At 64.1% G+C, this 21,319-nt stretch carries 17 protein-coding genes and 2 tRNA genes; 9 read left to right on the top strand and 10 right to left on the bottom strand.

What is annotated here, in order from left to right; translation table 11 throughout:
- Positions 1 to 18: 18 nt before the first annotated feature.
- The 4 genes from rpmF to coaD form a co-directional block, all read right to left on the bottom strand.
- Positions 19 to 216: a 50S ribosomal protein L32 gene (gene rpmF / locus AC1AXT_RS06635; RefSeq protein ID WP_476540723.1), complete on the bottom strand. Its 198-nt coding sequence runs from the start codon at positions 214 to 216 to the stop codon at positions 19 to 21.
- Between the two features lie 109 nt (positions 217 to 325).
- Positions 326 to 931, bottom strand: a complete 606-nt coding sequence (locus AC1AXT_RS06630) for a YceD family protein (RefSeq protein ID WP_476540721.1) — start codon at positions 929 to 931, stop codon at positions 326 to 328.
- Positions 932 to 1,049: 118 nt separating this feature from the next.
- Positions 1,050 to 1,943 carry a cell division protein gene (locus AC1AXT_RS06625; RefSeq protein WP_476540720.1) on the bottom strand — a complete coding sequence of 298 codons (894 nt, stop codon included), beginning with the start codon at positions 1,941 to 1,943 and terminating at the stop codon, positions 1,050 to 1,052.
- A gap of 212 nt (positions 1,944 to 2,155) precedes the next feature.
- The gene (gene coaD, locus AC1AXT_RS06620; protein ID WP_476540718.1) at positions 2,156 to 2,641 is read right to left on the bottom strand and encodes a pantetheine-phosphate adenylyltransferase; all 486 of its coding nucleotides are present in this window, start codon (positions 2,639 to 2,641) and stop codon (positions 2,156 to 2,158) included.
- A 358-nt stretch (positions 2,642 to 2,999) separates the two neighbouring features.
- On the opposite strand from coaD, the gene AC1AXT_RS06615 reads away from it, so the two are divergent.
- Positions 3,000 to 3,221, top strand: a complete 222-nt coding sequence (locus AC1AXT_RS06615) for a DUF3039 domain-containing protein (protein WP_476540879.1) — start codon at positions 3,000 to 3,002, stop codon at positions 3,219 to 3,221.
- A gap of 92 nt (positions 3,222 to 3,313) precedes the next feature.
- Here AC1AXT_RS06615 and AC1AXT_RS06610 read toward each other — a convergent pair whose 3' ends face one another.
- Together AC1AXT_RS06610 and AC1AXT_RS06605 are read right to left on the bottom strand one after the other, a co-directional pair.
- Positions 3,314 to 4,606 carry an ADP-ribosylglycohydrolase family protein gene (locus tag AC1AXT_RS06610; RefSeq protein WP_476562947.1) on the bottom strand — a complete coding sequence of 431 codons (1,293 nt, stop codon included), beginning with the start codon at positions 4,604 to 4,606 and terminating at the stop codon, positions 3,314 to 3,316.
- 211 nt (positions 4,607 to 4,817) lie between these two features.
- Positions 4,818 to 6,140, bottom strand: coding sequence for a nicotinate phosphoribosyltransferase (locus AC1AXT_RS06605; RefSeq protein ID WP_476540716.1), 1,323 nt, complete (start codon positions 6,138 to 6,140; stop codon positions 4,818 to 4,820).
- Between the two features lie 464 nt (positions 6,141 to 6,604).
- On the opposite strand from AC1AXT_RS06605, the gene rph reads away from it, so the two are divergent.
- The 4 genes from rph (at position 6,605) to AC1AXT_RS06585 (ending at position 11,790) form a co-directional block, all read left to right on the top strand.
- The gene (rph, locus tag AC1AXT_RS06600; RefSeq protein WP_476540715.1) at positions 6,605 to 7,369 is read left to right on the top strand and encodes a ribonuclease PH; all 765 of its coding nucleotides are present in this window, start codon (positions 6,605 to 6,607) and stop codon (positions 7,367 to 7,369) included.
- A gap of 894 nt (positions 7,370 to 8,263) precedes the next feature.
- Positions 8,264 to 9,022: a non-canonical purine NTP pyrophosphatase gene (locus tag AC1AXT_RS06595; RefSeq protein ID WP_476540713.1), complete on the top strand. Its 759-nt coding sequence runs from the start codon at positions 8,264 to 8,266 to the stop codon at positions 9,020 to 9,022.
- 226 nt (positions 9,023 to 9,248) lie between these two features.
- A complete protein-coding gene (locus AC1AXT_RS06590) occupies positions 9,249 to 10,505 on the top strand; it encodes an aminoacyltransferase (RefSeq protein WP_476540712.1) in 1,257 nt (418 codons plus the stop codon).
- 16 nt (positions 10,506 to 10,521) lie between these two features.
- Complete coding sequence (locus AC1AXT_RS06585) at positions 10,522 to 11,790, top strand: aminoacyltransferase (protein ID WP_476540711.1); 1,269 nt, start codon at positions 10,522 to 10,524, stop codon at positions 11,788 to 11,790.
- A 4-nt stretch (positions 11,791 to 11,794) separates the two neighbouring features.
- Here AC1AXT_RS06585 and AC1AXT_RS06580 read toward each other — a convergent pair.
- Together AC1AXT_RS06580 and AC1AXT_RS06575 are read right to left on the bottom strand one after the other, a co-directional pair.
- Positions 11,795 to 11,876 (bottom strand) — tRNA-Leu (locus tag AC1AXT_RS06580).
- A 219-nt stretch (positions 11,877 to 12,095) separates the two neighbouring features.
- Positions 12,096 to 12,171, bottom strand: a tRNA-Thr gene (locus AC1AXT_RS06575).
- A 634-nt stretch (positions 12,172 to 12,805) separates the two neighbouring features.
- Between AC1AXT_RS06575 and AC1AXT_RS06570 the strand changes: the two genes are divergently transcribed.
- From AC1AXT_RS06570 to AC1AXT_RS06560, 3 genes are all read left to right on the top strand, one after another.
- Positions 12,806 to 14,023: a mannose-1-phosphate guanylyltransferase gene (locus AC1AXT_RS06570; protein WP_476540709.1), complete on the top strand. Its 1,218-nt coding sequence runs from the start codon at positions 12,806 to 12,808 to the stop codon at positions 14,021 to 14,023.
- A gap of 130 nt (positions 14,024 to 14,153) precedes the next feature.
- Positions 14,154 to 15,851, top strand: a complete 1,698-nt coding sequence (pgi, locus tag AC1AXT_RS06565; RefSeq protein ID WP_476540707.1) for a glucose-6-phosphate isomerase — start codon at positions 14,154 to 14,156, stop codon at positions 15,849 to 15,851.
- Positions 15,852 to 16,411: 560 nt separating this feature from the next.
- Entirely contained in the window at positions 16,412 to 17,665 is a 1,254-nt protein-coding gene (locus AC1AXT_RS06560; protein ID WP_476562713.1) for a Fic family protein, read from the top strand.
- Positions 17,666 to 17,777: 112 nt separating this feature from the next.
- On the opposite strand, the gene AC1AXT_RS06555 is transcribed toward AC1AXT_RS06560, so the two are convergent.
- Positions 17,778 to 18,029, bottom strand: a complete 252-nt coding sequence (locus AC1AXT_RS06555; protein ID WP_476540704.1) for a type II toxin-antitoxin system RelB/DinJ family antitoxin — start codon at positions 18,027 to 18,029, stop codon at positions 17,778 to 17,780.
- Positions 18,030 to 18,278: 249 nt separating this feature from the next.
- Positions 18,279 to 20,495, bottom strand: coding sequence for a PASTA domain-containing protein (locus AC1AXT_RS06550; protein ID WP_476540702.1), 2,217 nt, complete (start codon positions 20,493 to 20,495; stop codon positions 18,279 to 18,281).
- 361 nt (positions 20,496 to 20,856) lie between these two features.
- Between AC1AXT_RS06550 and rplS the strand changes: the two genes are divergently transcribed.
- A complete protein-coding gene (rplS, locus tag AC1AXT_RS06545) occupies positions 20,857 to 21,237 on the top strand; it encodes a 50S ribosomal protein L19 (protein ID WP_476540701.1) in 381 nt (126 codons plus the stop codon).
- Positions 21,238 to 21,319 lie beyond the last annotated feature (82 nt).

The following is a 21,319-nucleotide window of genomic DNA, read 5'->3' as shown; positions in this document are numbered from 1 at the left end:
CGCTTGGCGTCCGTTGGCTCACTTAGCGGCGTAACGGGCGTTGACGGCCTCGCGGTACACGCGGCCGCGGTAGGTTCCGCAGGTCGGGCATGCAACGTGCGGCATCGTCGGGTTGCCGCAGCTCGGGCACTCGATGGTGGCGACCGGCTTGGCCTTCCAGTTTGCGCGGCGCGAACGCGTGTTGGCGCGCGACATCTTGTACTTAGGCAGTGCCATTTCTTATCCTTCAGTTTCGTTCGAACAAATCTGGCTTAAGCAGACGAAACCTTACCGCACCCCCCGTACAAATCTCGCCAAAGCGGCTTGCGAGAACGCAACCCCTCGCTTACTTGCCTTCCTGTTCGAGCTGCTCCTTGAGCGCGGCGAGGCCGGCGAACCGGATGTCGGGAACGTCGTGCGTATGCTCGCCGGAAATCTCGTTCAAGTCGGCGCCGCACTGCGGGCATAGCCCCTTGCAGTCGGGACGGCACAGCATCTGCAGCGGCAGCGCGGTGACGAACGTGTCGCGGATGAGCGGCTCGATGTCGGCGAACGCGCCGTTGTCGAGCAGCGGATAGACGTCGCCGGATTCCTCCTCGCCGGCGAGGATCTCGGTTTCCTCGTCGCCGTTGCCGCGCTCGCGTTCCTCCGCGTTGTTTTCGAACGGGAAGAACGCGGTGACGGTTTCGCTCATGTCGCGGCTCAAGTCGATGTCGCACCGCGCGCAGACGGCGTGGACCGGCGCCGTCAGCGTTCCGTTGAAGATCAGCCCGTCGACAATCGAATCGAACTGCCCCTTCACGGCGACGTCGGCGCCGGCGCTCACGCCGACGACCTCGTCGCCGATGCCTTCCGGCGCCGGGAACGCCGCGTCGATTTCCTTCGTCTGCCCGGGCCGCGAGCCGACCTGCGCCACCGGAACGGTCCAGTCAGTGAATGCAATGCGAGCCATCGTTTGCCGCTTCCTTCCGCTTGTTTTTCCCAAAGATTTCCGCTGCGGCTGCGCGTTTTCACAGCCGTCGGAACGTTCGTTTTGTATTCCAGATTCCAGATTGCGTCCGCCGCGCCGCTCACTGCTTCGGGTAGTCGTCCGCGGACAGGTGCGGCAAGTCGGCTTGCGCCGCCTGCTGCCGGTCCTTGAGGACGGTCAGCCCGCTGTTGACGTCGCGCCCGAACTTCTCGAGCTGCTTGTTGAGCTCCTCCATCATCGTGATGCAGTAGCGGTCGGCGCCCTGCGTGAGGTGGTCGGACTTGGCCTGCGCGTCGTCGAGCAGCTGGCGCGCCTTCTGGCGGGCGATCTGCATGACGTTTTCCTGCCCCGCGAGCACCTGCGCCTGCTGCTGTGCCTCCTGCACCATGTCGGAGGCGCGGCTCTGGGCCGACGAGAGGATGACGTTCGCCTGCGACTGCGCGCTCTCCAGCCGGTGCTCGGCCTCGCGCATCAAGGCGCTGGCGCGCTCGAGCTGCACCGGCAGCTTCGACTTGAGCTCGGAAAGCTGCTCGAGGAATTCGTCGCGGTCGATCTTGACGACGTTGGGCGAAAAAATCGACCCCTTCGCTTCGGAAAGCTGGCTTTCGAGCGAATCGAGGATGTCGTAGACCGTCGTGAATTCGGCGCGGTTGCGCGCCATCGCTTCCTCGGCGTCGGCGCCGGCGTTCTCGCGCAGGTCCGGCAGCGACGACATATCGAACGCGGCCGCCGAACGCTCGCGCTGGCCGGAACCGTTCCCGGCGCCCGACTGGCTGCCGGCGTTGCCGCCACGGTCGCCGCCGCCATAGCCGTTCCCGCTGCCATTGCCGTAATTGCCGAAGCCGCTATCGCCAGAATCTGCTGCGCCCGCGGCGCCGGCCGGCGCCCCTTGCACCGACCCGTGCGCCGCGGTCTGCGCGGTGCTGTCGTCGGCTTCGTCGCGTCCCCATAGCTTGCGCGGCGAAACGCGGCCGCCCTCTTCGAAATCGCCCACAGCGGCACCTTGCCTTTCGGTTTTCCTTCGACGGCGCTGGGCCGTCGCTCGACGTCGATTACCCACCATTGTAGGCGCGTGCCGGCGTGCGCACGCATTTTTCCGGCACTATTCCTGCTTCCGCACGCAGCCACCCTGGCAAGGCTGCCGGAAGCATGGCCGCCGCGCCGTTCCCAAGCCCTGCCGTTCCCGGGTCCTGCCGTTCCGAGCCCCTACCGTTCCCGCAGCGCCGCTGCCAGCCGCGGCGCGACTCCCGCCGGCACCATGTCGCTGACGTCGCCGCCGTGGCGCGCGATGTCCTTGACGACCGAGCTGGAAATGTGCTCGAGCACCGGATTGGCCGGCAGGAACATCGTCTCGATGCCCGCGAGCCGCCGGTTGACGAGCGCCATGCCGAGCTCCGCCTCGTAGTCGCCGTTCTGCCGCAGCCCCTTGACGATGACGCGCGCGCCGACGCCGGTGCAGTAGTCGGTGATCAGCCCGTCGGTCGACGCCACCGTCGCGTTCGTCACGCCGGCGCCGCGCAGCGCCGACGCGATGATCTCCACCCGCTCTTCCTCGGTGAACAGCGGCGTCTTCGCGCTGTTGACCGCCACTACGACATGCACCTCGCCGAACAGTTCCGCGGTGCGTTTAATTACATCCAGATGCCCGTTGGTCAGCGGATCGTACGATCCTGGGCAAACCGCAATCGTCATGGCTTCCAGCGTAGCGAACCCGTTAGTCCGTTCGTCCGCGGGGCGCCGCCGGACGCCATGAATCCGTTTTGTGAAAAGGTACGGCCCGGTGTGTTCACTGGCGGCCGGAATTTCCTATGATAGGAAGCAGGAGTCTGCGCGGCGGGACTTGGGATGGGTGCCCGGCTCCCGCGCAGCTGGCATATTGGCAACGCGGCTCAAGGAGCACACGATGGATACTTTCGATTTCAACGACACCAAGATTCCCGGCGGCCCGGCTGCGTACGCCGCTCCGTCCGCTTTCGCCGGTTCCGGCGCTTTCGACGGCCTCGAGCCGTCGTCGCCGTCCGCCGACCCGGATTCGTCCACCGGCACGGCGGTGCTGGAACGCCCGGAGGAGAAGGAGCGCACCGAACGGAGCGATAATGGCGACGCCGACCGCTTCGCGCACTACGTTTCCCGCGAACGCATCGCCGAGTCGCGCCTGACCGGCCGCCCGGTCGTCGCGCTGTGCGGCAAGGTGTGGGTCCCCAAGCACGACCCCTCCCAGTTCCCGGTCTGCCCCGACTGCAAGCGCATCTACGAAGAGATGATGCGCTAGTTCCGCGCGTCTGGAATCTACGGAAAACCTACGAAAAGCAGGGATGCCATAAGCGTCCCTGCTTTTTGCGTATGACCCAAGCGGAAGGGCGGCTAGAGCGTGGCGAAGCGCAGCATGCACAGGCGGCGCGCGGTGCCGGGAATCTCAAGATGGTTGACGTCGCGCAGCGTCGCGAGCACCTGCTCGCGCATCGGGCCGTCGAACGCGAACGGGCCGTGCGCGGCGCCGAGCATCGCGCCGGCCATCGCGGCGATCGTGTCGGTGTCGCCGCCGATGGAGGCGGCGAAGCACAGCGCCTTCGTCGGGTCGTTCCAGAACCGCTGGGCGATGGCGAACGCCGCCGGCACCGATTCGTTCGCCTCGACGCTGGTGCCGAACTCGCGGCGCAGGTGGATGGCGAACGATTCGTCGTCGAGCGCCGCCCCGTCGCCGTCCTTCGCCCACGCGAGCGCCTGCTGGGTGCGCGCCAGCACCGACGCCTTCGGCGTCCAGTGGCCGTGCGCCGGCTGGTCGATGACGTACGCGACGGCGCTTTGCAGCGGGGAAGGGTAGCCGGCGATGCCGTAGCTGACGGCGGCGGCGATCAGCGTCGTCGCCTCGATGCCGTTGGTCGTGTTGTGGGTGACGAGGCACGATTCGCGCGCCATGCGGCCGAGCAGGTCGTCGGGCGCTTCCGGCGAGAACGCGATGCCAATCGGCGCCGCGCGCATCGCGCCGCCGTTCGTCGTGCCTTCACGGCCGGTTTCGTGGATGCTCGCGCCGGCTTCGAGCGCGTGCAGCGCGCGCCGCGTGGACGGCCCGAGCAGATCGAGCGAACCGCGCGCCCTTATCTTGGATTCCCACTTGAGTAGGTCGGCGGCGTACTGGTCGCTGTCGAGCGACGCTTCGCCGCTGGCCGGCGGAATCGGCACGCGGCGCAGCACCGGTTCCGGCGCCGGGCAGACCGGCTCGAAGTCCTCCCAGTTGATGCGGTCGTGCGTGCAACGGGCGTCCGAACGGTGCGCGGTGACCGGCCCGGCCGGCGGATGGACCAGCAGCAGCGTGCCGTCGGCGCCGACGCTTTCCGGAGCCGGCGGGAACGTGCCGAAATCTTCTATCTCGCCGCACGTTTCCGGCGCGATTGGATTGTCCTCGATCAGCCGCTGCGCCAGCAGGAACGCCTGCTCGGTGTCGTCGGTTACGGAACCCGCCGGCATGTTCGGCGCAATCGGCTGGGTTTCGGTGGCGTCGAGCAGCCCGTCCACCGGGCCGCCGTACTCCTCCACGATGTCATGCACCGACATGCTCTGCGTCGGCATGCCCAGCGCGTCGCCAAGCGCAAGTCCCGCGAGCGCCCCCACCGCACGCCAATACGTTTGGCGCCACTGTTCACTGTCCATCGTCATCCCCGATCCGGTCTCGCAGCGCCGGGCCCGCGGGGCGCAACGGCCGCACGGCGCGCATACGGCGCTGTATGTCCTTCCTTTATAGCACTTCCCCGGCTGCTTGCGTCCACGGTGGAGCCTACAGCGAGCGCGGCGCCGCTCCTTGCGCAACGTTTGCAGCCGCCGCAAGCGTTTGCAGCGGCCGTTTCCGTTCCGTCTGCGCCGGCCGCGCCTACAGCTGCGTGATCTCGGTGGCGATGACCGGGTCGCCCTTCATCAGCGACTGCGCGGTGATCGGCAGCGCCGCCAGCGAGCGCGCGTGGTGCGCCTGCGCCTCGACGATGGCGTCGTGGCCCTGCCAGCGCGGGTCGGCCTGGCCATGGTCGACGAAATCGACGAGCAGGTCGCGCCAGTTTTCCGGCGCCTCGAACGCGTCCAGCTGCTCCTGCGTTCCGGCGACGACGTGCTCGCATTCGGCGAGTTCGTATTCGTACGAACGGAACGCGCGCTTGCGGCCCGGTACCGTCGCCTTGGACTGGGATTTCTTGGCCACCGGCTGCATCGAACCGTCCGGATTCTCGCGTTCCGACAGCTTGTAGACCATCGCGCAGGTCGGCGAGCCGGAACCGGTCACCAGCATCGTGCCGACGCCGTACGAATCCACCGGCGCCGTCTGCAGGGACGCCAGCGCGTATTCGTCCAGGTCGTTGGTGACGGTGATCTTCGTGCCGCGGGCCCCAAGCGCGTCCAGCTGGTTGCGCACGCGCTGGGCGAGCGAGGCGAGGTCGCCGGAGTCGATGCGCACGCCGCCCAGGGCCGGCCCGGCGACGTCGACCGCCGTGCGCACCGCTTCCTCCACGTTGTAGGTGTCCACCAGCACCGTCGTCGAGGTGCCGAGCGCCTCGATCTGAGATTCGAACGCGGCGCGCTCGCTGTCGTGCACGAGCGTGAAGCAATGGGCGGCCGTGCCGATCGCCTTCAGGCCGTAGCGCTTGGCGGCCAGCAGGTTCGCGGTGCCTTGGAAGCCGCCAATGACGGCGGCGCGCGAGGCGGCGACGGCGGCCGCTTCGTTCGTGCGGCGTGCGCCCATGTCGAAGCAGGGGCGCCCCTTCGCCGCGCTCGTCATGCGCGAGGCGGCGGAGGCGACGGCCGAATCGTAGTTGAGCATCGAGAGCACCAGCGTTTCCAGCAGCGTGCATTCGCCGAACGTCCCCTCGACCTGCAGCACCGGGGAGTTGGGGAAGAACGCCTCGCCTTCCCGGTAGCCGCGGATCGAGCCGGTGAAGCGGAAGTTTTCGAGCCACTTGATCGTTTCCGGGCTCACGACATGGTTGTCGGCGAGGAACTTCAGGTCGTCCTCGTCCAGATGGAAGTCCTCGAGGGCGTCGAGGATGCGGCCGGTGCCGGCGAGCACCCCGTAGCGCCGCCCCTCGGGCAGGTGCCGCGTGAACACCTCGAATACGCACTTGCGGTTCGCGGTGCCGTCCTTGAGCGTGGCGTCCAGCATCGTGTACTCATACATGTCGGTCATCAGGGCCGGCGAATCGTTCCCCATGGCTCCTCCGTTTTCCCTCGTCTCGCCGCCCGGCGCCCGGCTTGCCCGGCACGCTGGGCGCGCTGTTTTTTCGCACCATCTTGTACGGTATCAGCGTAGCCGAGCGCGGCCCCGGGCGCATGAACCGCCCACGACGTGGCCGGTGCATCGGCGCCAACCATCCATGAACTGACTGACTTGAGCGACGAAAGCGGTGGCGAAGAGAGCGGTGGCGACGAATCTTTTTCGTACAGGCAAGCGGGTGCGGCCCCGCGCTCTTTTCGGTAGAATGACGTACGTATTACCCGGTATGGGGACGTGCGGCGTGAGCCGGCTGTTATATTGCCTTGCGGCAGCAACCATCCGCAACGCGACATGTTGGGGGAATGGTTCGCCCGGCCTAGGGGGAGGCGGGACGAACGCATTGGTAAACCGAGATGCTTGCATCCTACCTGCAGGCACCTCACGACAGGAATGGGAATACCATGGTTGAAATCAAGGACATGCTGGGCACACGTACGGTGCTGCGTGCCGACGGCCGCAAGGTCGACGAGCTGCGGCCCGTGCGCATTACGCGCGGCTTCACCGACGTGCCGGAGGGCTCGGTGCTCATCGAGTGCGGCAACACGAAGGTGATGTGCACGGCGACGTTCACCGCCGGGGTGCCGCGCTGGCGCAAGGACAGCGGCCTGGGCTGGGTGACCGCGGAATACGCGATGCTGCCGCGCGCCACCGCCGAACGCACCGACCGCGAATCGGTGCGCGGCAAGGTAGGCGGCCGCACGCACGAAATCAGCCGCCTGATCGGCCGCTGCCTGCGCGGCGTCGTCGACATGAAGGCGCTGGGCGAGAACCAGGTGCAGATCGACTGCGACGTGCTCCAGGCCGACGGCGGCACGCGCACCGCTTCGATTACCGGCGCCTACGTCGCGCTCGTCGACGCGCTGCGCTGGGCGCAGGCCCACCGCCACATCCGTTCGGTGGACAAGGTCGTCAAGGACAGCGTCTCGGCGGTGTCGGTCGGCATCATCAACGGCAACCCGATGCTCGACCTGCCGTATATCGAGGACAGCCAGGCGATGACCGACATGAACGTCGCGATGACCGGCTCCGGCGAATTCATCGAGATCCAGGGCACCGCCGAACACCGCCCCTTCACCCGCACCGAGCTCGACGAACTGCTCGCGCTCGCCGAAAAGGGCAACAAGGAACTGCAGTCCCTCCAGCGCAAGGCGCTCGCCGAAGACTAGGGGCTTCCGGCATCCTACGGCAGCCGCCGTCTGCGGCCGCCAGCGAAGCGCCCGCACCACGGAAGAAGGTTTTCCTTCCTTCTCACCTTCTTCCCCTCCGTGCCTCGCGTTTCTTCTATTCAAGATTTTTTTCCGCACAGCGTCGTGCGGTTCCATGGAGATTTTCTTCCGGCCGGCTTGGGGTGAAAAACGGAAAACGGCCGCCCGCCGCATACCTCCTTCTCAACGGTACGCGTCGGGCGGCCCGATTTCGACCCCTCGAATCCGCGCCGTAAAAGGGAAGCGCGGCCTCGAGAAGCACATCTGCCAAGGAAGGAGAAAAGGAATGGGAACCAAACCGAATACGCAACGCCGGGAATGCAGTCCCAGCTAGCGCCCCAACGCGCTGATGCTTTCCGGTGGTTCGTGAGTCCCCTTCTCGAACCTCATATATCTATTTTCAACCATTCCCGCCAAAAGTTCCAGTGAAACGCCGCGTGAGTCCATATTTCGGGCACCATCTCACGGCGTTACCGTTGGGTAAAATCTCGAGAAACGCTGCAATTCCAACGGTTTTCCGCTAACGGCGCAATCGGGGGAACGCGGGTGGAAATTGGCCGTCCAATGCGCGCCGGGAGCCGTCCGGGAGTGTCGCGCGGCCACTGGAACAGGGGAGGAGCGCAGACTTTTCGAAATCCTGTTGTGAAAACCGCATGGAGAAGGCCCAGCGCGCCGCACTTGCGGGCCCAGCGCGGGCGGATCGGCCGCATGGGTAGTCTTGGGATGGGTCATTGCCTTGGTTGTGGTTGCTGTTGGCCATGCCCTTCGCAGCCGCGGCAACGGCCTGCACAATGTCAACTATCCGCTGAAACAGTTGTCAACCATCCGGTCGCACAGAACAGGGAAGATGGAGCCATGAAGATTGTCGTAGCAACGCATAACGAAGGCAAGCTTGCCGAAATCCGCCGCATTCTCGACGAAAGCCTTGGGGCTGCCGCGGCCGGCGTCGAACTCGTGTCGGCTGGCAGCCTGAACCTGCCCGATCCGAAGGAAACCGGCGTGACGTTCGCCGAAAACGCGCTGCTCAAGGCGCGGTTCGTTGCCGGGCTGACCGGTCTGCCGGCGATTGCCGACGATTCCGGGCTCATCGTCGACGTCATGGGCAACGCGCCCGGCATCCTGTCGGCGCGCTGGAGCGGCACGCACGGCGATGACGCGGCGAACAACGCGCTGCTGCTCGCTCAGATCGCCGACATCCCCGACGCCCAGCGCACCGCCCGCTTCCGCTGCGCCGCCGCATTCGTCGCGCCGGTCGCCGGTGCCGATGGGGCCGGTAACGCTGATGGGGCCGCTGGGATTGCAGGAACCAATGGGGACAACGGGGCCAATGAGGCCAACGGGGCTGATGAGGCCGCTGGAACTGAGGGTGCGCAGGCGTTTGTGGAAACGGTGGAAATCGGCGAAATGCCGGGCGTCATTATCCGCGAGCCGCGCGGTGCCAACGGCTTCGGCTACGATCCGCTGTTCGTCCCCGACGCGACGCGCGACGGCCGCAGCGTGGACGACGCGCCGACGTCGGCCGAACTCTCCGCTGCGGAAAAGAACGCGATTTCGCACCGCGGCCAGGCGCTGCGCGCCCTCGTGCCCGCCATCGAACGCGTCGTGCGCGGCTAGCGGCGGCGTGTCTGTGCCGCAATCACTGTAGGGCCACCCGCGAAAATCGGCATGTCTATGTCTTCCGCAGGGGAAGTAGCGGTTAGAGCCAACCGGACGGTACCCCCAATGAAATGGAGCGGTGGGCCGGGTCCATATGGCGGGCGTTGCGTGTCCACTTAGAGCGCGGGGTGCGGTGCTACAATGGCGCGAGTTTGATGAGACTGAATCTACCTGAAGGCAGCAGATGCGTTCCTTTCAACTCGTAACCCTCACCCCCGCGCAGTTCGACGAATTCTCCGCACGCGAGCCGCACGGCAATTTCCAGCAGACAGCCGCGATGGCGTCGCTGCGCACGGCGGAAGGCACCGAAACCGAGCTGCTCGGCGTCGCTGAAAACGGTTGCACCGTTGCGGAAGCGTTGTTCGAAACGCACCATACGCGCCTGTCGACGTTCGCCGAGGTGCATGACGGGCCGCTCTTCGATTACCACGATGCCGAGCTGCGCTCGTTCTTCCTTGCGCAGCTCAAGGCGCACGCGAAGGCGAAGGGCGCCGCGCAGCTGTCGATTACGCCGGAAACGCCGTACCGGCGCCGTTCGTCGCAGGGCGAGCCGATTGCCGGCGAGCTTCCCGACGACGAAACGGTCGCCGAACTCGAGGCGCTCGGCTTCAAGCACGAAGGGTTCACGGTCGGGTACACGGCGGTGCCGCGCTGGCGGTACGTCAAGGATCTGTCGGGAATCTCGGATGGCAAGGCGCTGCTGAAATCGTATTCAAAGCGCACGCAGTGGAGCGTCAAGCGGGCCGCGGCGATGGGCGTGCACGTACGCGAGCTGGGCGCCGGCGAACTCGGCGTCTTCGCCGACATCGAGAAGGCGACGGCGGACCGGCGCGGCTTCGGCTTCCGCGGGCGCGAGTATTTCGAACGCTTCAAGGAGGCGTTCGGCGACGCGGCGCACTTCCTTGTCGCCGAGATCCATATCGCCGAATACGCACAGCAGATGCGCGAGCGCGTCGCCGGCCTCGAGCGCAAGGTGGCGGCGCTTCAAGCGAAGCACGCCGAGCGGCCGACGACGAAGACCGAACGGCAGCTGGGGGAGGAGAGCCGCAATCTGGCGGCCGCGCGCAAGCGGCTTGCGGAGGCGCAGGAATTCGCCGCCGATGGCGACGTGCTGCCGGCGGCGGTCTCGCTGTTCGTCGAGCATCCGAACGAAACGATCTACCTGTTTTCCGGTTCCGACGAGCGCTACAAAACGTTTTACCCGTCGGCGCTGATCCAATACGAGGCGATGCTGCGCTACTGTGTCGAGCGTGGCGTGGCGCGCTACAACTTCTACGGCATCGACGGCGTGTTCGGCGATCCGGACAGCGAGGGACACGGCGTGCTCGAATTCAAGCAGGGGTTCGACGGGGAAGTGGAGGAGCTCCCCGGCGAATTCACCGCGGTCGTGCGCCCCCTCACCTACCGCCTCAAAACCCTCCTCCACCATCTCCACTCATAAAGTAAGGAACGAAGCAATGCAGACTTTGCGTACCCGGACGCTGGCACCTGAGGAATTCGAGGAGTTTTCGCGGCACAGTCCGGAAGGCGGCTTCCAGCAGACGGTGGAGTTCCGCAATCTGGTGGAGGACGACGCGACGGTCAGCGAAACCGAATTCGTCGGCGTCGTCGACGAAAGCGACCGGCCGGTCGCCGCGGCGCTCGTCGGCTTCACGCCGTCGCGCTTCGGCACCGACGCGTCGGTGTGGCTCGGCCCGCTGGTCGATCCGCACGACGCGGCTGCGGTGACGGCGATGACGAAGGCGCTGCGGGAATCGGCGCGGCGCCACCACGCGGCGAGCGTGACGTGCTGGCCGGACGACGTCTACCAGAAGCGCACGTCCGAAGGCGAGCCGGACGGCGCCCCCGACCGCGAGCTGATGGACCGCTACCAGCAGGCTGGCTGGCATCACCAGGGCTTCACGCACGGCTACGCGTCGGTGGAGAACCGCTGGGTGTACGTCAAGGAACTCGCCGGACTGAAGAACGCCGACGAGCTGCTGAAAACGTATTCAAAGAACACCCGCCGCAACGTCAAGATCGCCCGCAACAGCGCCGTCGAGGTGCGCCGGATGGAGCGCGGCGAACTCGACGTGTTCCACCGCATCTGCGAGATGAGTTCCGAAAAGCAGCACTTCCGCGGCCGCGAGCTGGGCTATTTCCAGCATCTGTACGACGCGTTCGGCGACGACGTCGAGTTCATGGTCGCCGAAGTTCATCTCGAGAAGTATCTCGCGGGCTGGGAGAAGAAGCTCGCCGGCTTCGAGCGCGACGTCGCGCGGCTGGAAAAGTCGCTCGAGACTTCGAAATACCCCGACGACGTGCGCCGCAAGCTCAAGACGGCTCAGCAGAACGTCGAGTCCGCCCACCGCCGCATCGCCGACGCCCGCGAACGGATCGAGCGCGACGGCTCCGTCGTACCCGTCGCCGTCGGCGCGTTCATCTGGCATCCGCGCGAGCTCGTGTACTTCTCGTCCGGTTCCGACGAACGCTACGCGAAGTTCTACGCGCCGACCGCGCTGCAGCACGAGATGATGTCGCGCGCCATCGAACGCGGCGTCGACCGCTACAATTTCTACGGCATTTCCGGCGTGTTCGACGATCCGTCCGACCCGGGGCGCGGGGTGCTGGAATTCAAGCAGGGATTCAACGGCTTCGTCGAGGAGCTGCCGGGCGAGTTCACGCTGCATGTCAATCGTTTGCAGTGCGCGATCCGCTCCGTCGCCAAGCGCGCCCTGCGCCGCTAGAACGTGCGCGAGATGGGACTCGAACCCACACGACCGAAGTCACAGGAACCTAAATCCTGCGCGGCTACCAATTACGCCACTCGCGCGAAGCGGCTCCCACCTTACCCGATCGTGCGGATCGTCGGAAGGGGTGGCGGCCACCCGGCCCTGCAAATTGCCCAGTGCCGGTGACCGGCTGGCAGGTGCCCTAGGCGTCGTCGGCAATGATTCCGGCCGGTTCCGTTTGGAACGGCCGGTTCGTTCCGGCGGGACTGCCGGGCGTCCGCGGAAAACAAAAACCGGAACGCTTTCACGTTCCGGTTTGGTGGAGCCACCTGACAGAATCGAACTGTCGACCTGCTCATTACGAGTGAGCCGCTCTACCGACTGAGCTAAGATGGCATGCGTTCCAGCCGCCGCAGCGGCCTTCCGTGCACAATTAACAGAGCTTACAGCAATCTCGAGGGGAACGCAACCCTGTTGGAAAACAAGGCGTGTCGCGCCTTCTGGTGTTCCTTGCCCTTCCTCGGCAGCCGTTGTGTGCGGCGTCCGGGAGGCGTGAAATCCGGCGACTTGAAGAAGCGGATACGGTGCTTCCGGAGCGTGGCTGGGAGAGGGGGCTGGGACGTTGGGCGTCGGGAATCTTCCTTCTCTGCCTTGGGAGCGCTTTAAAAGTAACCTTTCCTAACAAAATCTTAGATTCTCTGCGGCGAACCAAAGGGGGCATTTTTGCTAGAAATTACGCGCAAATCCGGCGCTATTGGCCGCATATTGCGCCCTAAGTTGCGCTGGGAGAGAAGAAATTAGGAAAAGGGGGTTAACTTCCGCACGTTTCGGGCGAGTCTACCGTACAATGGAATCAAAGGTTCTGACTCGGTAGGGAGATCGGAACCTTTCTTCATTTCCGGCCACGGGCTGCCGAGCCGGCAACGCCGCGCAACCAACCGCCCAGCCAGCCGCGCAGGAACCGGAAAATTGGACGTTCCATAGTGCAGTGGGGTCGGCAAACCGCCCGATTCCCGGTACGATGGTTCGCATGAGTGTTTCGAACGGATTCGACGATTTCTACGCCATCATTCCGGCCGGCGGCACGGGCACGCGGCTGTGGCCGCTGAGCCGCCAGGCGCGCCCGAAGTTCCTCTACGACCTGCTCGGCCAGGGGCGCACGCTGATCCAGACGACGTACGACCGCCTCGCCGCCATCGCGGGCCTCGACCACGTCAACGTCTCGACTGGCGAGCAGCACGTCGCCGCCGTGCGCGAGCAGCTTCCCGAACTGACGGAAGACCATATCTTTGCCGAGCCGATGCCGCGCGACTCGACCGCCGCCATCGCGCTGGCCACCGCTGTCCTCGCGCGCCGCCACGGCGACAAGATCGTCGTCGGCTCGTTCGCCGCCGATCACGTCATCCGCGGCAAGCTCGCCTTCATCGAAGCGGTGCGGCAGGCCGTCGAAACCGCCCGCGCCGGCTACGTCGCGACGATCGGCATCGCCGCGTCGCGCCCGTCGACGGCGTTCGGCTACATCCACGAAGGCGACTCGCTCGCCGAGGAGGTTCCCGGCGCCCCCGACGCGCACGTCGTCGAACGGTTCGTCGAGAAGCCGAACGCCGCCACCGCGCAGGCGTACCTGTCGACCGGCGAGTACCGCTGGAACGCGGGCATGTTCGTCATGCGCGCGGACGTGCTGCTGCGGCATCTGGAGGAGTACAAGCCGGCGCTGGCTGAAGCGATCGGCAAGATCGCCGACGAAATCGTCGCCGACGACGCCGCGTACGAAGCCGCCGTCGAAGCGGCGCGCGGGCGCGGCGAGAACCCGCGCGAAACGGTCGACCGCGCCGCGTTCACCGAGCACCGCGACGCCGCGATGGCGCGCTGGTGGCCGGGAATCGAGAAGATCGCGTTCGATTACGCCGTCGCCGAGCCGCTTTCGGTCGCCGGCGGCGTCGCCGTCATTCCGGGAGATTTCGGCTGGGACGACATCGGCGACTTCAATTCCGTCGCGGCGCTGCTGCCGAGCGTCAACGAACGCAACATCAAGATTCTCGGCGATCCCGACGCCGTTGCGTACCTGGATTCCGCCGGCGACGTCGTCGTGCCCGATTCCGGCCGCACCGTCGCGCTGCTCGGCGTCAACGACATGGTCGTCGTCGACACTCCGGACGCGCTGCTGATCGCGCCGCGCGCCCGCAGCCAGGAAGTCAAGTCGATGGTCAAGCATCTCGCCGAAAACGGCTACGACGACGTGCTGTAACGCGTGCGTTCGTGTCGCCTTTCGTGAGTAAATTGTTCAGGTGAATGCAAACGGTTGCGGAAACCCAGCGCCGACAACGTGCGTTCCGCGGCACGGAGCTTTCTGATGATGATGAAAGGAACCTACCAATATGGCCATCAATCCGCCAGTTGACGCCACCAAGACCCCCGCGTGGGAAGCCCTGCAGAAGCACTACGACGACATGCAGGCCGAGGGCGTCGATCTCAAGAAGTGGTTTGCCGAAGACGAAGACCGTGTCGAGAAGCTCTCGTTCGACGCGGGCACGCTGCACTTCGACCTCTCGAAGAACCTCATCAAGCCGGAGACGCTGAAGCTGTTCGCCGACCTGGCCAAGGACGTCAAGCTCGCCGAGCGCACCAAGGACATGTACACCGGCGTGCACATCAACAACACTGAAGACCGCGCCGTGCTGCACACCGCGCTGCGCCGCCCGGCCGAGGACGAAGGCAAGTACATCGTCGACGGCCAGGACACCGTCAAGGACGTGCGCGAGACGCTCGAGCGCATCTACGCGTTCGCCGACAAGGTCCGCTCCGGCGAATGGAAGGGCGTGACCGGCAAGGAAATCAAGACGGTCGTCAACATCGGCATCGGCGGCTCCGATCTGGGTCCCGTCATGGCGTACGAAGCGCTCAAGCCGTACGCTGACGCCGGCATCGAAGCCCGCTTCATCTCCAACATCGACCCGAACGACCTCGCCGAGAAGACGAAGGGCCTCGATCCGGAGACCACGCTGTTCATCGTCGTCTCCAAGACGTTCACCACGCTGGAAACGCTGACCAACGCCCGCGAAGCCCGCGCCTGGCTGCTCGAGGAGCTCAAGGCCAAGGGCGCCATCGACGGCACCGAGGTCAAGAACGCCGAAGCCGTCGCCAAGCACTTCGTCGCCGTCTCCACCAACCTGGAGAAGGTTGAGGAGTTCGGCATCGACCCGAAGAACGCGTTCGGCTTCTGGAACTGGGTTGGCGGCCGCTACTCGGTCGACTCCGCTGTCGGCACCTCGCTCGCCGTCGTGTTCGGCCCGGCCCGCTTCGAGGAGTTCCTCTCCGGCTTCCACGCCATCGACGAGTACTTCATCAACACGCCGTTCGAAGAGAACGTCGTCGTGCTCATGGGCATCCTGAACGTCTGGTACCGCAACTTCTACAAGGTCGCCTCGCACGCCGTGCTGCCGTACGACCAGTACCTGCACCGCTTCCCGGCCTACCTGCAGCAGCTGACGATGGAATCCAACGGCAAGTCCGTGCGCTGGGACGGCACCCCGGTCACCACCGAGACCGGCGAGATCTTCTGGGGCGAGCCGGGCACCAACGGCCAGCACGCCTTCTACCAGCTGATCCACCAGGGCACGCAGCTGATCCCGGCCGACTTCATCGCGTTCGCCAACACGCCGAACCCGCTCAAGGACGGCGACCAGGACGTGCACGAGCTGCTGCTGGGCAACTACTTCGCGCAGACGAAGGCCCTCGCGTTCGGCAAGACCGCCGACGAGGTGCGCGCCGAAGGCACGCCTGAGGACATCGTCCCGGCCCGCGTCTTCACCGGCAACCGCCCGACCACCTCGATCTTCGGCGTGCGCCTCGATCCGTTCGCGCTCGGCGAGCTCATCGCGCTGTACGAAATGATCACGTTCGTCGAGGGCACCGTGTGGGGCCTGGATTCCTACGACCAGTGGGGCGTCGAGCTCGGCAAGCAGCTTGCCAAGCAGATTACGCCGGCCATCTCGAAGGACGACGAAGCCCTCGCCGCCCAGGATGCGTCGACCCGCTCCCTGATCAACTTCTACCGCAAGGTCCGCGAGTTCTGATTCTGAGGATGGCGCCGCGCGGGTTCTCCCATCGCGGCGCGCGGGTTCCGCCCGTCGTGCCACGCGGGTCCCTCCCGTCGCGGTGCCTGACAACCCCAGATTCGCCTCCGCCGGCGGTTTGTGTCGCCCCTAAAGGTTGACAAAACCCGCGCAGGAGAAAACGTAAACCGCCAGAATGGCTATTTTCCGCCATTCTGGCGGTTTTCTTTTCGGGTTCCCGGAAAATTGTTGGACGCTGTAGTCAGACAGCGTCCAACAATTTCCGAGCTGCCCCGAATCTAGGACGCCGACACGCCATCCCGCGCCATTTTCGCGGTTGACATTTCGCTCCGCCGGAAAATTGTTGGACGCTCTCCTTGGGAAGCGCCCTTCTCTTGCTTTTTAATAAACGGCGTTCCGGGAAGGCCGGTTACTTCGATACGTTAAGTGACTAACTTTACGGGCGTGTTGGTCACTTCAAACCTTGGAACGTCCGGTTACCGGTCACTTCAGCACCTGAAGTGACTAACATTCGCCAAATGTTAGTCACTTGAATCTAAGATTCGCGATATGTTAGTTATATGACGATATTTTCCGCTGATATGCCGGGTACGTTGGTTCCGGTTCGCGGCCATTACGCCACCGCGTACGGCATCCAGGAGTACGAAGCGACGGCCTTCATGCCTGATCCGTTACAGGATGAACCTCCTGTTCTGACGTCGCGCATCGTGTCGGCCGCTACGCGTGCCAGCATGAGCATCGCCAGGCTCAGCGCCCTGGGTGACAGCGTTCCCAACCCTGATATGCTGCGCCGTCCGACTATGCGCCGTGAAGCGCAATCGACCAGTGCGCTGGAAGGCACCTTCGAGCCGCTGGAAACGGTGCTTGCGCAGGATTATGAGGCGGGCGAGGACAAGACCGCGATGAATGACAGCATGCGCGAGGTGTTCAACTATATTGATGCTTCCGAATACGCCGTGCAGGCGCTGCGGGATGGCTACCATGTGCAGCTGCCGCTCATCCGCGACCTGCAGCGCACGCTGGTGCACGATACTGCCAGCGATTCCGCGCAGGCTGGCGACATCCGCACGAGCCAGGTATTCATCGGCAGCCCGACGTGCCGCATTGAAGACGCCCGGTTCGTCCCGATGCCTCCAGGCCAATCACTGGACCTTGCCGTGCGCAGTCTGCTGGATTGGTGGTCGTCCCGCTCGGATGCCGGCTTGGCGTTGCTGGACATGGCGCTCTTCCACTACCAGTTCGAGACGCTGCACCCCTTTACCGATGGCAATGGGCGCATCGGGCGTTTGCTCATCATGCTGCAGATGATGGAACGCGGCATCCTGTCCCAGCCGCTGCTGTCGGTGTCGCCTTGGTTTGAATCCCGGCGCCGCGAATATCAGGATCGGCTTCTCGCCGTCAGCACGCACGGCGAATGGGAAGAGTGGATCCTGTTCTTCTGCCAGACGGTTCAGGACGCCGCCGAGGATTCGCTGGCCCGCGTCAAGCGCCTGTGCCTTATCCGCGACAGCTACCGCTCCATCGTCGAATCCCGCGGCTTCGGCGCGACGACCATGCATGTCGCCATGTATGCGCTCGGCCATCCCCTGATGGACGCGGCCATGCTGGAACGCCGGCTCGGCAAAAGCCGTACGTCGATGGTCAACGCATTGCGCAACCTGGACAATGCCGGCATTCTGCGCTCGCGCAAAGTCGGTCGCACCATGCAGTTCATGGCCTCCGACGTCCTAGAAACCATCAACGCCCCGCTGGGAGCCGTCAACCCGGATATCCCCGCTTTAGACGCCCTCCTGCTCCTCCCTTCAGAGGAGTAGAGGCCTTATGTGCTTCTGACGGTCGCGTTGATCTTTCTGAGCACTTGTCTACCGTGCTGTCAGCGCAGGTAGAGAAACTATGCGTGCCCGTCTCGGGTTGTCTGCATGGCGCTTAGACCTCTATGAGCTCGTGCGCGGTGCCGAGGCCCTGCGCGACGCGGGCAGCCGCCTGTTCGAGGTGGCGCGTGTTGGCTTCGCTGTAGAACGGGTCCAGGGCAAGGTCGAGGGGGATGCGGCGTTCGCGGACTACGGTCTTTGCGTAGAGGGCGAACGCGGTATTCATGCTCAGCCCGAGAGCTTCGCAGATTTCCTCCATGTCCTTCTTGGTCTCATCGTCCACGCGGACGCTAATAGTCACCGTCATGATATGCCTTCTTCATGTGTTGCAATATCCAATTGTTCTGCTGTCAATATGATAGCATGTTGCATTCAACGAGCAGGTATTCCGGTAGGCTGCGTCGACGAGGGGATGCTTCAGACCTCTTGATCTAGCTCCTGAACCCTACGAATAATTTGTAAACCGCCAGAATGGCGGGAAATAGCCATTCCGGCGGTTTACATTTTCGCCGGCGTCGGCGCCCTGTCCTCTTTGCTTGCGCTGCGAGGGCCCTCTTTATTCCTGCAGGTAATAGATGCCCTCCAGGCTCAATGACATCGCGGGGAAAATAGCCTGAATCAGGAATGGCTTGTCTTCCGGAGTCCCCTGAAGATTCATCTCGGCATAGTCCTGGAGAATGTCGCTTGCGTTCCCGGGATAGAGGTAGTAATAGCGCGGGCTGATCCGGTCTTCCACCGCGCACATTCCATACTCCTCATACATCTCCCGGGCATCCTCGGAGCTCGGATTGCAGCCTTCCTCGACATTGGACTGCACGAGATTATAGTAATTGGGAAGGTCCTCGTCGTTATACGTCATGGGGTTAGCCCCGGCTCCCCAATCGAGGTTTCCGGCAGCGTCAAGCGTGATGCAATCCGAATCCGACCGGCAGTATTTGCCGGCAACGTCGGAAAAGTCGCCCTGCTTAATCTCCGCGAGAATCGTTGCCCCGTCCTTCGCCTTCTCTTCCGTCCCTTCCTTTTCTTCCTTCTCCTTGGACCCCGTAGAAGCATCTGCGTCCTTCTTGGAAGCGGCGTCTTCGCCGTCCTTCGAACTACTGTCGGCATCCTGCGTTGTCCATGCAGTGGCAAGTGACGTTTCGTCAAGGTAATAAACCGTTTCGTTGGAAACAGCCGGCTTGAACGCCGGGAAATCGCTGCGGCGAGCAGTACCGTCGTCGTTCAGCATCGGCGCCGTGTAGGGATTGGTCGACTTGGCGTCGAAAGCCGTTTCCGTTGAATCGTACAGAGACGCATCGCGGGAAAGAATGAACGGCCGGCTGGTGTCCGCTGCCTCCTGCTGGGCGGCTTCGGCTACGGCGTCGTCGTCGAAAATCCCGAGTTCGATCAGCGCGTTGACGTCGGTGTGCGCGGGGAAGTAGATACGGTAATCGGTCATGAAGAAGACGGCATCGGAATCCTTCGTGCCGTTTTTGCAGATTTTTCCGATGGGTGCGCCCTGCGAAAAGGTGACTTCATCGGTACCGCACTGGTAGCGAAGCGCATCCGTCGTATCGGTAAGGTCGAACGCGCCGGTATCGGTATCGATCAAACGGTTCTTCTGCTCGCGTGCAAAAGAGGAAATGCAGATCTGCTCGTCCGTAGCATCGTAGGTTCCGTACGGTGCGGCAGGGCATCCATTGGATATATAGGTGCCGGCGCTGAGCCCGGTGATGGACGTGTCGTCATCCGCATCCTGCTTGCTGTCGCGGTTGATGGTCAGGCAGTGCTGGCCGTCCGCCGTGCAATACCGCCCGAAGGTCGCTTCCCGGACATCCGCGACCAGCTGCGTCGGCCCCGTCTCGTCCGACTCGGCTTGCGTCAGGGTCTCTTTTGCGCTGGACGCGTCCACGCCGTAATACACCGTCACGTCAGAAGAGGAGGAGAAGACGCCGGGCTCAGGGTGGGAAGTCACCATCTTCCCGACATAGTCTTCCGAGGTGAATTTCGGCACAAGCGTGACGGCAAAGCCCTGCGATTCCAGAGCGCTCTTTACGTCGTCCTTGTCCTGTCCAATCAGATCGATGCCAACGCCTGCGCCTTCCGTGGCGATGCCCAGTACGATGGCGTCGGCATCGGCCGCCATCGCGTTTCCTTCTGTCGGGAAGGAAGCCGCGACCGTGCCCTGCTGCGTCGCCGACGTCGACGAGACGGCAACGGGCGCCGTGCGTATGTCGACGCCCATGGACTGTAGCTCTGCGACGGCATCCTCTTGCGACAATCCGATAGTGCCTTTCGGAACGCCCGGGCCGAGTGATTCCACCACCGTTATCGGCGTGGAGGTGCTGGTGCGGCTGCCGGCTTCGGTGCCTTCATATCGCAGGAAGGTACCGGAATCTTCGCTGGAGAATTCAGAGACGACGGAAACGCTGGTAAATCCAAGTATTTCCAGCTTTGCCTTGACCTTTTTAGCGGTTACCGGCTCGTTGCCTTCGGCGATTTGCTCAACAGTCGGCAACGTTTTTCCGCCCCAGATTTCTGCCCGATAGGTGACGAATACAGTGCCTGCGATGAGTGCAAGGATGGCTGCCGCGGCGATGGCGATAATCGGCCACCGTCGCCGCTGCGCCGATACGGCAGTGGCGGCATCGGCTGCAACGTCTGGTGCTGCTTGCTCCGACACCGGTGCGTTGCTGGGTGCGGGCGCATTGCCGAGGCTCGCAACCGGCGTACCGCAATTTGTGCAGAAAGGCTGTTTGTCGGCAATGGGCTTGCCGCAATGGTCGCAATACATGCTTTTCCTCTCTCTTCGGACTGTTTTATTTGCGTCATTTCCAGCATTATGCTGTTAAAATCTTCTCTTTAACGTCTTCAATGTAGCGAAAAAACTGCAAGAAGGGGAGGGGTTTCTCACCCCTATGCTCGTGCAGTCCGCTGCGCAATCTGGAATTTCCCGGCTTCCTCATATAATGGAGGACTGTTGTGCCGGGGATCGGGCCGCCGCATAGGCCTGCATTCCCTTCAAGTCCAGCCGGACGCGACTTCCGGCGGATTGGCCGGCGTTTTCCGCGGCAGACCGCGGAAACCAACGAACCGGCGGCTGCGAGCCGCCCCAACCGAAGCGCTGATATGCGGCAGCGAGCGAGGAACCAATCATGGTGAACGCAATCGAGGCTTTCGACGCCAAGCACCTCAAGAACGCCGACGAGATCCCGGCTTTCCGCCCGGGCGACACCGTCAACGTGAACGTGAAGATCAAGGAAGGCAACAACTCCCGTATCCAGACGTTCACCGGCGTCGTCATCGCCCGCCAGGGCGCCGGCGTGCGCGAGACCTTCGTCGTGCGCAAGATCAGCTTCGGCACCGGTGTTGAGCGCCGCTTCCCGCTGCACTCCCCGGCCATCGACTCGATCGAGGTCGTGCGTCACGGCCGCGTGCGCCGCGCGAAGCTGTACTACCTGCGCAACCTGCGCGGCAAGGCAGCCCGCATTCCGGAGCGCCGCGACTACAAGGCGACCGCCAAGAAGGCTGCCTGAGATTTCGCAACGCCTCCCAGCGCTGCGTAGCGCAGCCTGAGAAGCAGCAAAAGAGGGGACGTTCCGTTTCGAGCGGGGCGTC

The organism is Bifidobacterium sp. LH_450 (assembly GCF_056356715.1).
This window is presented reverse-complemented; position numbering and strand designations above follow the sequence as displayed.

What these genes read in the sequence shown, in the direction of transcription:
- rpmF (WP_476540723.1), bottom strand. Translation starts at nt 216, where the DNA reads ATGGCACTGCCTAAGTACAAGATGTCGCGCGCCAACACGCGTTCGCGC.
- AC1AXT_RS06630 (WP_476540721.1), bottom strand. Translation starts at nt 931, where the DNA reads ATGGCTCGCATTGCATTCACTGACTGGACCGTTCCGGTGGCGCAGGTC.
- coaD (WP_476540718.1), bottom strand. Translation starts at nt 2,641, where the DNA reads ATGACGATTGCGGTTTGCCCAGGATCGTACGATCCGCTGACCAACGGG.
- AC1AXT_RS06610 (WP_476562947.1), bottom strand. Translation starts at nt 4,606, where the DNA reads ATGACGATGGACAGTGAACAGTGGCGCCAAACGTATTGGCGTGCGGTG.
- AC1AXT_RS06605 (WP_476540716.1), bottom strand. Translation starts at nt 6,140, where the DNA reads ATGGGGAACGATTCGCCGGCCCTGATGACCGACATGTATGAGTACACG.
- rph (WP_476540715.1), top strand. Translation starts at nt 6,605, where the DNA reads ATGGTTGAAATCAAGGACATGCTGGGCACACGTACGGTGCTGCGTGCC.
- AC1AXT_RS06595 (WP_476540713.1), top strand. Translation starts at nt 8,264, where the DNA reads ATGAAGATTGTCGTAGCAACGCATAACGAAGGCAAGCTTGCCGAAATC.
- AC1AXT_RS06590 (WP_476540712.1), top strand. Translation starts at nt 9,249, where the DNA reads ATGCGTTCCTTTCAACTCGTAACCCTCACCCCCGCGCAGTTCGACGAA.
- AC1AXT_RS06585 (WP_476540711.1), top strand. Translation starts at nt 10,522, where the DNA reads ATGCAGACTTTGCGTACCCGGACGCTGGCACCTGAGGAATTCGAGGAG.
- AC1AXT_RS06570 (WP_476540709.1), top strand. Translation starts at nt 12,806, where the DNA reads ATGAGTGTTTCGAACGGATTCGACGATTTCTACGCCATCATTCCGGCC.
- pgi (WP_476540707.1), top strand. Translation starts at nt 14,154, where the DNA reads ATGGCCATCAATCCGCCAGTTGACGCCACCAAGACCCCCGCGTGGGAA.
- AC1AXT_RS06560 (WP_476562713.1), top strand. Translation starts at nt 16,412, where the DNA reads ATGACGATATTTTCCGCTGATATGCCGGGTACGTTGGTTCCGGTTCGC.
- AC1AXT_RS06555 (WP_476540704.1), bottom strand. Translation starts at nt 18,029, where the DNA reads ATGACGGTGACTATTAGCGTCCGCGTGGACGATGAGACCAAGAAGGAC.
- AC1AXT_RS06550 (WP_476540702.1), bottom strand. Translation starts at nt 20,495, where the DNA reads ATGTATTGCGACCATTGCGGCAAGCCCATTGCCGACAAACAGCCTTTC.
- rplS (WP_476540701.1), top strand. Translation starts at nt 20,857, where the DNA reads ATGGTGAACGCAATCGAGGCTTTCGACGCCAAGCACCTCAAGAACGCC.